Annotated in this window: 12 protein-coding genes; 6 read left to right on the top strand and 6 right to left on the bottom strand. The window is 63.5% G+C overall.

The window, feature by feature from the left end; all coding sequences use genetic code 11:
- Positions 1–114: 114 nt before the first annotated feature.
- The 5 genes from QRQ56_RS08035 (at position 115) to QRQ56_RS08015 (ending at position 3,149) form a co-directional block, all read left to right on the top strand.
- Positions 115–519 (top strand): VOC family protein, encoded by a 405-nt coding sequence (locus tag QRQ56_RS08035; RefSeq protein WP_438738973.1) that lies wholly within the window; start codon positions 115–117, stop codon positions 517–519.
- Between the two features lie 175 nt (positions 520–694).
- Positions 695–1,381 (top strand): cell envelope biogenesis protein TolA, encoded by a 687-nt coding sequence (locus tag QRQ56_RS08030; RefSeq protein WP_438738972.1) that lies wholly within the window; start codon positions 695–697, stop codon positions 1,379–1,381.
- Between the two features lie 91 nt (positions 1,382–1,472).
- Positions 1,473–1,799, top strand: a complete 327-nt coding sequence (locus QRQ56_RS08025; protein ID WP_438738971.1) for a hypothetical protein — start codon at positions 1,473–1,475, stop codon at positions 1,797–1,799.
- 243 nt (positions 1,800–2,042) lie between these two features.
- Entirely contained in the window at positions 2,043–2,579 is a 537-nt protein-coding gene (locus tag QRQ56_RS08020; RefSeq protein WP_438738970.1) for a helix-turn-helix domain-containing protein, read from the top strand.
- Positions 2,580–2,867: 288 nt separating this feature from the next.
- Entirely contained in the window at positions 2,868–3,149 is a 282-nt protein-coding gene (locus QRQ56_RS08015; protein ID WP_438738968.1) for a hypothetical protein, read from the top strand.
- A 193-nt stretch (positions 3,150–3,342) separates the two neighbouring features.
- Here QRQ56_RS08015 and QRQ56_RS08010 read toward each other — a convergent pair whose 3' ends face one another.
- Positions 3,343–4,125, bottom strand: coding sequence for a class I SAM-dependent methyltransferase (locus QRQ56_RS08010; RefSeq protein WP_438738967.1), 783 nt, complete (start codon positions 4,123–4,125; stop codon positions 3,343–3,345).
- Positions 4,126–4,235: 110 nt separating this feature from the next.
- Here QRQ56_RS08010 and QRQ56_RS08005 point away from each other — a divergent pair, with 110 nt between their 5' ends.
- The gene (locus tag QRQ56_RS08005) at positions 4,236–4,502 is read left to right on the top strand and encodes a DUF2312 domain-containing protein (protein ID WP_097660861.1); all 267 of its coding nucleotides are present in this window, start codon (positions 4,236–4,238) and stop codon (positions 4,500–4,502) included.
- A gap of 239 nt (positions 4,503–4,741) precedes the next feature.
- Here the strand turns inward: QRQ56_RS08005 and QRQ56_RS08000 are convergent, their stop codons facing one another.
- The 5 genes from QRQ56_RS08000 to QRQ56_RS07980 all read right to left on the bottom strand — a co-directional run bounded on the left by QRQ56_RS08000 (position 4,742) and on the right by QRQ56_RS07980 (position 12,066).
- On the bottom strand, positions 4,742–5,251 hold the full coding sequence (locus tag QRQ56_RS08000; protein ID WP_438738966.1) for a ParB N-terminal domain-containing protein: 510 nt from the start codon (positions 5,249–5,251) through the stop codon (positions 4,742–4,744).
- Between the two features lie 106 nt (positions 5,252–5,357).
- Complete coding sequence (locus QRQ56_RS07995) at positions 5,358–6,278, bottom strand: CBASS cGAMP-activated phospholipase (RefSeq protein ID WP_438740111.1); 921 nt, start codon at positions 6,276–6,278, stop codon at positions 5,358–5,360.
- A complete protein-coding gene (locus tag QRQ56_RS07990) occupies positions 6,191–6,865 on the bottom strand; it encodes a hypothetical protein (RefSeq protein WP_438738965.1) in 675 nt (224 codons plus the stop codon). Before QRQ56_RS07990 ends, QRQ56_RS07995 begins: the two co-directional genes overlap by 88 nt.
- Positions 6,843–8,120: a nucleotidyltransferase domain-containing protein gene (locus QRQ56_RS07985; RefSeq protein WP_438738964.1), complete on the bottom strand. Its 1,278-nt coding sequence runs from the start codon at positions 8,118–8,120 to the stop codon at positions 6,843–6,845. The genes QRQ56_RS07990 and QRQ56_RS07985 overlap by 23 nt, the downstream gene beginning before the upstream one ends.
- A gap of 178 nt (positions 8,121–8,298) precedes the next feature.
- Complete coding sequence (locus tag QRQ56_RS07980) at positions 8,299–12,066, bottom strand: vitamin B12-dependent ribonucleotide reductase (RefSeq protein ID WP_438738963.1); 3,768 nt, start codon at positions 12,064–12,066, stop codon at positions 8,299–8,301.
- Positions 12,067–12,358 lie beyond the last annotated feature (292 nt).

Genomic DNA, 12,358 nt, shown 5'->3' with positions numbered 1-12,358 from the left:
CGACTGAACAGCGCTTGCGGCGTCGGGCAAAACAGCGCGCGGATGCGGCATCATCCCGGATTGCGCTGCGCTCCATCCGGGCTACGCTCGCATCGCAATTCGCGACGAGCCGCCATGTCCTTCCTCCTCAACATCGACGTCCCTGATGTGGCGCAAGCCACGCGCTTCTACACCGCCGCCTTCGGCCTCACTGTCGGCCGCCGCTTCGGCAGCGATTTCGTCGAGCTGCTCGGCTGGCCGGCGCCGGTCTATCTGCTGACCAAGCAGGCGGGCACGATCGGTGCCGGCGGTGATCGCCGCCGCTACGAGCGGCACTGGACGCCTGTGCATATCGACGTCGTCGTGGACGATGTCGATGCGGCCGTGGAACGCGCGCTTCGCGCCGGCGCGATCCTGGAGGCGCCAGCGCGCGATGCGCCCTATGGCCGGATCGCGATGCTGGCCGATCCGTTCGGGCACGGCTTTTGTCTGCTGGCGTTCAGCGCGCAGGGCTATGATGCATTGCTCGGAGGTTCGTAACGGGCAGGACGGTTCGTAGCCCGGATGAGCGGAGCGACATCCGGGAATCCTCTGGCGGGATGAGCCCCGGATATCGCTTCGCTCATCCGGGCTACGGCCCTCGGGCACAGGACCCCGGATTGCGCTACGCTGCATCCGGGCTACGCTGCGTAAGCAGCCGGGATCACGGGACGACATGCCAGCGAAGCCGACACGAAAACTGAAGACCTACCAGACCTCGCTCGGCTTCTACGACCAGGCGGTGGCGGCGCCCTCGATGAAGGCGGCGCTCGAGGCGTGGGGCGCGAGCTCCAATCTGTTCCACCAGGGCGCCGCGACGGAGACCGACGACCCCGCGATCGTCAAGGCGACGCTGGCAAAGCCAGGCGTCGTGCTCAGGCGTCCGGTCGGCTCGGACGGCCCGTTCACGGAGAGCGCCGCGCTGCCGACGGATCTCGGCGAAGGCGAGGAGAGGCCCAGGCGCAAGGCGAAGACCAAGGTTAAACCCAAGACCAAACCCAACGCCAAATCCAAGACCAAGGCGCGATCGGAGCAGCCTCCTGCCAAGACGGCGCGTAAGGACGCCAAGGTCGACGCTGAAGCCGCGCGCAAGGCTGCCGCGGCGTTCGAGAAGGAGGAGCGGCGGCGGGAGGCCGCGCGGCGCAAGGAGGAGGCTGCCCGCGCCAAAGAGCGCGCGCGCCGCGACAAGGCGGTCGCTAGCGCCGAGGCGGCGCTGGACAGAGCGAGGCGGGAACACGAGGCGCGCAGCGAGGAGATCGAGGCCGCCCGTGCCGCGCTGGATGTGCGCATCGAGACGGAACAGGACCGTTGGGACAAGCAGCGCAAGAAGCTGCAGGACGCGCTGCGCCGCGCGCGGGAGTAGGGCCGCGAATGCGCCGGAGCCATTCGTCTCGCGCAAAGGCAGAAGCGTGGTTCCATCCCTATGTGAGCGTGATGCTCCCATAGGGTTTTCCATGTCCGACAAGCCTTCGAAGTCTGCAAGCGCGATGATCGTGCGACCGCGCCGCTCGGCGCCGGTGCTGGTGTGCCGGAAGTGCCTCAAGCGCAGCGACGAGGGGCGCGAGGTCAGGCGTGCGCTGAAGTCCGAATTGAAGGCGCGGAAGGGCGACGACACCAAGCCGGCCAAGCTGGTTATGATCGGATGCTTCGGCCTTTGCCCGAAGCGATCGATCGTGGTCGCCAGCGGCGCCAGCCTGGCGCGGCAGGAATATGTGCTGGTTGCGGATGGCGAGCAGGTGCCGCGGGCGCTGGCGTTGTTGAGCGGCGAAGAAGGCAGCTGAGTTTCCGTCGGGGATGATGCCCGCAGGGGCGGACCCGGATTTCGCTGACGCTCCATCCGGGGGTACGGGGCGAGGTGTACGCCGCCCGGAGCAGGTGACATTTCCTTTACCATAGCAGCGAGGTCCTGAGCCCACCGCGACATGTTTAGAAGTCGCGGAAAAATTCTGCGCTAGCGTGCTCCCAACACTGCGGGCGTCGATCCCTGTCATTCGACGTCGCTGCAAGCTTTTTACGGAGCTGTCATGAGCGATCATCGCGCCGCCGCCAGGCATCAGACCTTGCGCACCGGCATCGTCGAATTCGACAACGGCGCCGGCTCCACCGTCAGCGTGCCCTGCACGATCCGCGACGTCTCCGGCACCGGCGCGCGGCTCGAGCTCAACAGCTCGGCATGGGTCGCCGATGAATTCACGCTGGTGTTCTCGAACGGCCTGCGCAAGTCCTGCCGCGTCGCCTGGCGCAAGGAGAGGCTGTTCGGAGCTGCGTTCGCGGACGGTTATGCCAGCCTGACCGAGCAGGCCGCGATGATGACCGCGGACGAGCAGGCCCGGCACCGCCTCGGCATCGGCGCGCGCGTCAGGTCCGCACGCGAGAGCCGCGGCTACACGCAAGCCCAGCTCGCCGAGCGCCTCAGCGTCACGGCCGCATTCGTGGCCGAGGCCGAGCAGGGCGGGGTGGACATTCCGCTGTACCAGCTGATGCGCATCGCCGATCTCTTGATGGTCGGCCTCGACGGGCTGGTGGCGGGACCGGTGCCCGACGAGGTGGATGCGGCGTAGGGTTTCGTAGCCCGGATGAGCGCAGCGATATCCGGGACTTCCGTTGCCGAGTGATTCCCCGGATGTCGCTGCGCTCATCCGGGCTACAACCGCCGTCATTGCGAGCGCAGCGAAGCAATCCAGGACTGCCTCCGCGGACATAGTTCTGGATTGCTTCGCTGCGCTCGCAATGACGTGGAGAGAACGGTGGCGGGCCAAAGTCGTCCGTACCATCCCCGCAAGCTCGCGCGAAATTTGCTTGCCTTGCCCGACATCCTTTTGCACTCTTGGTGCGAAGGAGACCGCCGCATGACAAGAACACCCGCCGCCTTCGCGCTCGGAACCGCCCTTGTGCTGTGCAGCCTTGCCACCTCCGGCGCCGAGGCCCGGACGCGCAAGGCCGTCGTGGTTCGCGCACCGCAGGAGCGCCTCATCGTCACCGCGCCCGTGCTGAGGCCGACGCCGTGGGATTACAACATCGTGCCGCGCTATCGCTATCGGCCCGAGGACGACAAGGTCGATCCCTATGGCCCGCCGATCGTGCCGTCCTATGTCCGCTACGAAGGCTGGCGCTGGCCGTATTGGTGGTAGCGGCCGTTCATTCGTAGGATGGGTAGAGCGAAGCGAAACCCATCAGTAGCCCTCGCGGAATGATGGGTTTCGCAAGGGCTCCTACGTGCTAATTCGTAGCCCGGATGAGCGAAGCGATATCCGGGACTTTTGCTGCAGACACATTCCCCGGATGTCGCTTCGCTCATCCGGGCTACGACCGGTCATCACCTCGTCACCCCGGCTTGCGTCCGCTGATCGCGTGCGCGCGGGCGCTGTAGGTGATGCGGCCGTCCGCATCGGCGGGCAGCCGCTCTCTCACGCGCTGGATGAGTGCGGCGACATCGGCCGCCGGCATGGCCGCGATCACGGGCGCGGTGGAGGGGGCCTGCGTCTCCACGTTCCAGAATTCGTCGAAATCGGCAAAGGTCCGCTGCACCGTGATCTCGCGGGTCTCGATCTCCAGCAAGCCGGCTGCGCTCCAGAAGCCCTGAAGCGCGCTAAGGCTGGACACTTCCATATGCGGCGGGCGCGTCAGCGACAGCCCCATCGCGCGCATCTCGATGAGGATCGGATCGAGCGGAAACCCGCCGCCCAGCATGTCCCACATGTAGGTGGCAACGAGGCCGCCGGGACGAACGACCCGCGCCAATTCCGCGACGCTCTTCGATGCATCCGGCACGAACACGAGCACCAGCGCCATCACCGCGACATCGAAACTTGCCGCGGGAAATGGCAGTGCCATGGCATCGCCGGTCTGAAACATGGCGCCGCGCGCACCGGGGCGCGCGCGGGCAAAGGCGAGCTGCCCCTCGGAGGGATCGATGCCCTGCACCTCGAGCGGCGCGCAGCGCGCCACGATGAGCTCGGTGAAGGCGCCGCTGCCGCAGCCGACATCGATCCAGCGCAGGCCTTGTCCCGGCTTCAACCAGTCGAGAAAGACCTCGCCGACCGATCGGCTCCAGACGCCCATCATCTGCTCGTAAGCGGCACCGTCATCGAAGCGAAGCTCGGCCATGGAACGGCTCCCTCAATGTTTCCACAGGGGCAATGCGCGGGACCGTGAGGTTAACACATTGGTGATGTCTTTGCGGTCATTTTCGCGACCTCAGTCAGCGAGGAGACACCATGTCCGACATCACCATTCCCGGCGGCAAGATCCGTTCCTTCGTCGAGCGCATCGAGAACCTCGACACGGAGATGCAGGAGTTGAGCGAGCAGAAGAAGGAAGTCTTCGCGGAAGCCAAGGGCGACGGCTTCGATGTGAAAATCCTCAAGGAGATCATCAAGCTGCGCAAGGAAGACAAAAACGAGCGCGACGAGCGCGAAAGCCTGCTCGACCTCTACATGCGCGCGATGGAGACGGCCTCGCCCGAGCAGGCGAAGGCGGCGTGAGACGGGCCGGTTGATCGGTGAGGGAGATGGCCGCGATCGAAGAGGTCGCGGCCGTCATGCGCTGGCAACCACACTGTCATTCCGGGCTCGCGCTTCGCGCGCCCCGGAATGACGGCGCGGAGGGTGTCTTCGCCGGAACGGCAGCCCGTAGGATGGGTAGAGCGAAGCGAAACCCATCATAGCCGTCGCGGAAAGATGGGTCTCGCAAGGGCTCACCCCATCCTACGAAGTGATCCCGATCAATAGCGGTTGCCACTTCCCTTTTGCTGCGTAATCCAGTCCGACAATGATCTCGATTTCGCAGCCCGGTCCGGTGATGCCTTCGCATTGTCGCGGTCGCCTTTCGCCGAACGGATGCGCGGCGCTTCCGCCTGCCTGACGCCCCTCGAGGCCGCCGTCGCCGCCTCCGCGGCTTCCTTCTCCAGGCGCAACTGCTTCAATCGCGCCATCTTGATGCGCTCCGCCTCGACTTCAGGCCGCTCGGCGAGCAGCGGCTTGGGCTGAGCAAGCTCGGCCGGGACCAGGACACCAAGAATGGTCGTCTCGCCGAGCGCCTTGCAGGCCTCTAACCGATGCAGTCCCTCGACCAGAACGAGGCGGTCTCCGTCGAGCCTGACGGAAATGGGCTCCTGTTGCCCGATGTCCAGCATGCTTTCTGCGATCTCCGCCACGGTCTCGGGATTGAGGGTCTTCTTCAGCTTCGTGGGAACGAAGATGGTCTCGATCGGGAGGGTTTCCGGTTTGGGCATAAGTTTACTCCGCTTCTACCGGGCCCGTCGGAACGCACGACGGTGGAGTCTGGAGTTTAGGAGGGAAGGGCTCGACCGCAAAGGGAATTTCGGGGGCTTGGCGAATTCAGATTGTTGGCTGTGGTCTGTAACGAGACGCAGGTGTTGAGAGAAAGATCTCCGCGAGTTGGTCTCCGTTCTGATCAACGGCCGCTCTCGCTGCGGGAGCGAGCTCTGTAAGGGATCGACGAAAGTCGTCAAGAGCGATTGGCTTGGAGGTTGGTGGCGGATCAATCCGCCAAATGGCGGTCGGGCCAAGGAGGAGACGTGCCTGATTGGTAGCAGATAATGACTGCAGACGCATGGCCGCAAAAATTACATCCTTCCAAGGTATTTTGCCGCCCAAGCTAATTTGGTCTTCTGAAATAACGTACGGATCTTCGCCGCAACCTATGCTTAGAACGTCGATCTGATCACGTTGAAGGTCAAAGCAAATCATGGCTTCTACGACCGCAAGCATAATTGGGTTGTTGGCCCAAACGCCGCCATCAACAAGCGTGTAGCCGTTGTGTTCTAGGGGACGAAAATAGGTTGGAGCTGCGGAGGTCGCCAAAGCGACCTTCACCATTGGCTCCAAGCGATCCAGCTTGTAGTCGTCATGATGCGGTGTCTTGAATAGGAAGACTTCGCTGTATTTGCCTTCGAAGGCTGGGATGCACAGGCGGACAATCGAATCTCCAAGAAGCTTCGCGCCCAAAGCATCTAACAAGATGCCCTCCAAGACGGTTCTCTCATAATTGTAGTGCAGGAGGTTCCGCGCAGTTTGCCAGCCTTTGCGGAGGCGCCCTCGCTCAGGAAAGATGTCTCCACCGCGTCGGGAATAGAGCTCGGCAAGGTCTAGCGCTTTAAGGCCGGCTCCAAGTCCGAGCGCGATGATCCCTCCAGTTGAGGTCCCCGTGACTAGATCGAAATATTTGGTGACGGGACCGCCATCCAAAAATCGGCGTTCGAGCTCGGCAAGAACGGTCGCTGGGAAAAGACCCTTAATGCCGCCCCCATCCAGAGATAGGATCCGAAAACGCCGGTCCTTCGGCCAAGCCTGTGGAACTCGTCGCTGCGAAATCGATCCCTTCGAGCGCAGATCGCTGGGTTTGAAATCTCGGGTAGATTCGGACATTCGTTGCGCCTCCTGGGCGGATGACGGCCTGGCCCGAGAAACTCACCGGACATCTGCCAGTATTCGAAAAACAGCAGCCACTCCGACGCCCACGGAATGATCGTGGTCGCGATCGACATCTCCGGCGTCCAGAACATCTCGGCCGGATCCCAAAGGCACAGGGCCGGCCAAGCCGGGTTGCGCTTGTTCCAGTAGATATGCGGCAGCAACGTCTCGCTCGTCAGCATCTCCTCGCCGACGAGCGGATCGACGACGTGAACGGTGACGTAGTCGTTCGCAAGCGTCCAACCGTCGAAGAGCGTGCGCCGGAAGTGGACGATCCGAACGCGATAGGTCTTAGACGCAGGCTTCAGCGGCCCTTCCCAGACAGCGATCCAGTCGGCGTGTGCTGTCAGGTGGAAGTCGGGGAACAGCCGACGAATCTCCGCATCCTGCTCACCGACGCTTCTGTACTTCATCGGGGCGGTCGCCGAAGAATTTATGAGATGGTGCCGACCGGACCGCGCTCGACGTTGCCGCGGCGCCGGCCACGGCTGCCGGGATAGCGGCCTTGCCCGGCAAGAAGCGGCTGCCGGTCGAGCCAACGTCCTTGCCTACGCCCTGGACGTAGTCCTTGATCGCCGACCGCGCTGGCTTTTCGCCGAACAAGTCTTCGAGGATTTGCTGCATCTCCGAGAGGGAAATCTCACCCTGCAGACGCCGAAGCTTCATGGCAAAGTTTGTAAGTTCACGGATGAAGACTGTCTGGTCGCTCAAGTCTTCGGGCCAGCGATCCGTCAGGATATCTTCGTGACACATCGGATTGCGGGCGGAGATCTTCTCGCCGCGGTCGTGCGCTTCCCTGACGATCGCTAGTATGCTCTCCACCTGGAAGCTCAGTTCCTCCGCAAGCGTCTTGGTGCGGTTAGCATGGGTGGCTACGTAGTAGGCCAGCAGCACCGACGGCGGCAGACGGCGGCCGGCGTGCCGTTTGTCATAGGCTAGGTTGCGCCACCGCTTGATCAACTGCAGCGCGATGACCGCACGCGATTTCCGGTAGGCCGGGCATTGTTCGGGTACGGGTACGGCGTCCGCGCGCTTTGTTACTATTGCTCGCGCACGGTCGTAGTCCAGAGACCGCCGCTCGAAAAAGGCGCCGAAGTCCTGGTCCGGCGGCGTCTGCGCGATGAACCACTGCGCGAAACCGTGCGGGTTGGCGAACAGGGATTTCTTCGCCCAAGGCTCTTCTGGTTTCGAATGGAAGATCAAACCGGTCTTCTCGACGGTGCCGCCGATGCGAACGGTAGGTGTCACGTCGAGGTGCATGCCGTCGTAGTTGACGGTGGTGCAGCGGGTCTTCCGGTCCGTCTTGGTGTGGTAACGCGAGCCACGCTCGCCACGGATCGCATCATAAAGCGTGCCCAGCGCATACTCGGGATCGACTTCGAAACGATAGGCAATATCTGCCATTACATCGATGTCGAATTCGTCGTCGCTCGAGTGGCGCGCCACGGTCGCGCCGATCGCGAAACCGCCTTGCGGGTAGAAATCGCGAACGCATCCCCTGAGGAGGCTGTCGTCTCGCTCAAGCCATTCGTTGATGGCATGGTAGTGGTCGACCGCGAGTTGGTAGTCGGTTGGACTGAGTTGAATTCGAACCGCGACATCCGCCAGCATGACGTCAACAGTCGAGTAGCTCGCGATCTGGCGAAGATGACGATCGGAATAATTCATATCGACGCTCCTCTACAACTCTTGCTTCAATTCTCGTTTCGTTCCTTTCACCAGTTTCCGGCGATCGATCACGACCGCCGGAAACTGTTTGTGCCTCAAATTTAACCCGGCTCTTAGCCGCGGTAGCTGTTCGCTTCCTCAGAAACCTCTCTGGGATCGATACCTTGCTATTCCCCCCTCACGAACACCCCGTCGTGCTGCCGCAGGTATCGCACTTCATGCAGGTCCCATTCCGCACCAGCGTGAAGTTGCCGCACTCCGAGCACATCTCGCCCTCATAGCCCTTGGCCTTGGCTTCCGCGCGGCGCTCGGCCTTGCTGGGGGCCGCGACGGTCGCGGCGCTGCCGGCCTTGCTCCATTGCAGGGCTTCCAGCTTCTCCGTCGGCGACAGGTCGTGCTGGACTTCCTGCTTCAGGGCGACGGCGCCTTCGAGGGCGTCACTGAGGCGGGCGCTGGGGGCGTGGCCCGCCATCGCCGTGACCTTGCTGCCGCCGGTCGGCGCGCTGTCGTTGCCTTGGGCGATCGCAGCCGAGCCGCCGCGCATCACCACGAGGTTGTCAGTGCGGGAGCGGGTGAGGCCGCGCGACACCAGCTTGTTGGCGTGGTGCGGCTCGTCCGGCTCCTTGCCTTCCTCGACGCCCTTGCCGAGCGCGTCGAAGTTCGACTCGGTCGGATCGACATGGGCGAGATCGAAGCGCGACATGTAGCTCACCGCGAGCTCGCGGAAGACATAGTCGAGGATCGAGGTGGCGTACTTGATGCTGTCGTTGCCCTGCACGGGGCCGGCCGGCTCGAAGCGGGTGAAGGTGAAGGCGTCGACATATTCGTCGAGCGGCACGCCGTATTGCAGACCGAGCGACACGGCGATGGCGAAGTTGTTGATGAAGGAGCGGAGCGCTGCGCCTTCCTTGTGCATGTCGATGAAGATCTCGCCGAGACGGCCGTCGTCATATTCGCCGGTACGGAGATAGACCTTGTGGCCGCCGACGACCGCCTTCTGGGTGTAGCCCTTGCGGCGATCCGGCATCTTCTCGCGCTCGCGCATCACGATGATGCGCTCGACCAGCTTCTCGACGATCTTCTCCGAGACCTGGGCGGCACGCGCCGCCATCGGCTTCTCGTAGAGGCTCTCGACCGCATCGTCCTCGTCCTCATCGTCAGAGATGAGCTGCGAGTTGAGCGGCTGGGAGAGCTTGGAGCCGTCGCGATAGAGCGCGTTGGCCTTCAGCGCGAGCTTCCACGACAGCATGTAGGCGGACTTGCAGTCCTCCACCGTGGCGTCGTTCGGCATGTTGATGGTCTTGGAGATCGCACCCGAGATGAAGGGCTGGGCAGCCGCCATCATGCGGATGTGGCTCTCGACCGACAGATAGCGCTTGCCGATCTTGCCGCAGGGGTTGGCGCAATCGAACACGGAGTAGTGCTCGGCCTTCAGATGGGGCGCCCCTTCGACGGTCATCGCGCCGCAGATGTGGACGTTGGCGGCCTCGATCTCGCGCTTGGTGAAGCCGACGGCCTGGAGCAGGTCGAAGCCCGGAGCCGCAATGGCTTCGGCGCCGATGCCGAGCTGGTCGCGAATGAAGTCTTCGCCAAAGGTCCACTTGTTGAAGGCGAACTTGATGTCGAAGGCGGTCGGCAGGGCCTTCTCGACCTTGGCGATGGCTTCATCGGTGAAGCCCTTGGACTTCAGCGTCGAGGCGTTGATGCCCGGCGCGTTGGACAGCGAGCCGTGGCCGACGGCGTAGGCCTCGATCTCGGCGATCTCGCTCTCGCGATAGCCGAGCGCGCGCAGCGCCGCGGGCACCGCGCGGTTGATGATCTTGAAGTAGCCGCCGCCGGCGAGCTTCTTGAACTTCACCAGCGCGAAGTCGGGCTCGATGCCCGTGGTGTCGCAATCCATGACCAGGCCGATCGTGCCGGTCGGCGCGATCACCGTGGTCTGGGCGTTGCGATAGCCGTGCTTCTCGCCGAGCTCGAGCGCCGCATCCCAGGCCGCCTGGGCGTGGCTGACGAGATCTCCTTGCGGGCAGGAGACGAGATCCATCGGCACCGGGTTGACGCTGAGCGCCTCGTAGCCTGAGGACTCGCCGTGGGCGGCGCGGCGATGGTTGCGGATGACGCGCAGCATGTGCGCGGCGTTCTTCTTGTAGCCGGGGAAGGTGCCGAGCTCGGCCGCCATTTCCGCCGACGTCTTGTAGGTGATGCCGGTCATGACCGCGGTCAGCGCGCCGCAGAGCGCACGGCCTTCCTTCGAGTCGTAGGACAGACCCATGGTCATCAAGAGGCCGCCGATATTGGCGTAGCCGAGGCCGAGCGTGCGGAACTCATAGGAGAGCTCGGCGATCGCGCGCGACGGGAATTGCGCCATCATCACGGAGATTTCGAGCACGATGGTCCAGAGCCGGCAGAGATGCTCATAGCTCTCGACATCGAAGTGCTTGGTCTCGGTGTTGTAGAAAGTTAGCAGGTTCGCCGAGGCCAAATTGCACGCGGTGTCGTCCAGGAACATGTATTCCGAGCACGGATTGGAGGCGCGGATGTCGCCGGACGCCTTGCAGGTGTGCCAGTCGTTCATGGTGGTGTTGAAGTGCAGGCCGGGATCGGCCGACGCCCAGGCGGCGTAACCGATTTTCTCCCAGAGGTCGCGCGCCTTCAGCGTCTTGGTGATCTTCTTGGTGGTGCGCCCGACGAGATTCCAGTCGCCATCGGTTTCGACGGCGCGCAGAAAGTCGTCCTTCAGCGAGACCGAGTTGTTGGAGTTCTGGCCGGAGACCGTGAGATAGGCTTCGCTATCCCAATCGGTGTCGTAGGTGTCGAACTGGATGTCCTTGTAGCCTTGCTTCGCAAACTGGATCACGCGCTTGATGTAATTGTCAGGCACGAGGCTGCGGCGGGCGAGCTTGATCTCGCGGCGCAGGGCAGGGTTCTTCTCGGGGTCGAAGCAATCGTCGCCCGAGCCTTCGCAGTTCACGCAGGCCTTCAGCACCAGCTTGAGGTGCTTCTGGTTGATCTTCGAGCCGGTGACGAGGGCTGCGACCTTCTGCTCCTCCTTCACCTTCCAGTCGATATAGGTCTCGATGTCGGGGTGATCGACGTCGACGACGACCATCTTGGCGGCGCGGCGCGTGGTGCCGCCGCTCTTGATGGCGCCCGCGGCGCGGTCGCCGATCTTCAGGAAGCTCATCAGGCCGGACGAGCGGCCGCCGCCGGAAAGGCGCTCACCTTCGCCGCGCAGGCGGGAGAAGTTGGAGCCGGTGCCGGAGCCGTATTTGAACAGGCGGGCTTCGCGGACCCAGAGGTCCATGATGCCGCCCTCGTTGACGAGGTCGTCACCGACGCCCTGGATGAAGCAGGCGTGCGGCTGCGGATGCTCGTAGGACGACTTCGAGCGGGTCAGCTTGCCGGTGAAGGGATCGACGTAATAGTGGCCCTGGCCGGGGCCGTCGATGCCATAGGCCCAGTGCAGGCCGGTGTTGAACCATTGCGGCGAGTTCGGCGCGACCATCTGCATGGCGAGCATGTAGCGGAGTTCGTCGTAGAACGTCTGGGCGTCCTCGTCGGACGAGAAGTATTTGCCCTTCCAGCCCCAATAGGTCCAGCAGCCGGCGAGGCGGTCGAACACCTGTTTTGCGCTGAGCTCGCTGACGAAGCGCTCTTTCTCGGGGAGCTGGCTAAGAGCTTCGGTGTCGGGCACGGAGCGCCACAGGAAGGAGGGGACGGACTCTTCCTCGACCTTCTTCAGGCGCGCGGCGACGCCCGCTTTCCGGAAATACTTCTGGGCGAGCACGTCGGAGGCGACCTGCGACCATTCGGTCGGGACCTCGACGCCGTCCAGTTTGAACACGACCGAGCCGTCGGGATTGCGAATCTCCGACGTGGTCTGCCGGAAATCGATCCCGGCGTAAGGTGACTGTCCCGCAGTGGTGTGGCGCCGCTCAATCCGCATCGTCTTGCCCCGTCCTAAGTTTGACCGGTCCCGCCTCCGTTCAGGCGTGCCGGGTCGACATTTCGTTTCGCGGCGCCCTTCGGCCGTTGGCCGGACAGGCTCCGCAGTTCAGCCGGTGGACCCGGCCCTGTTTTTCCCGACGCGATGGTTCGATGCCTGCATCGATCCGTCCCGCCGGCATATCCACACCCATCCGCCCCCAAGGGGATGTGCGCGACATGCGTTCAACGCCCCACTGTCACAACGTGTCTCACTTCACGCAGGTGCCGGTTTGCACCAGCGTGAAATCTGC

Source organism: Bradyrhizobium sp. U531 (genome assembly GCF_051710265.1).
Lineage (GTDB): Bacteria > Pseudomonadota > Alphaproteobacteria > Rhizobiales > Xanthobacteraceae > Bradyrhizobium.
Note: the sequence above shows the minus strand (reverse complement) of the source record. Positions and strands in the feature narration are given on the sequence as shown.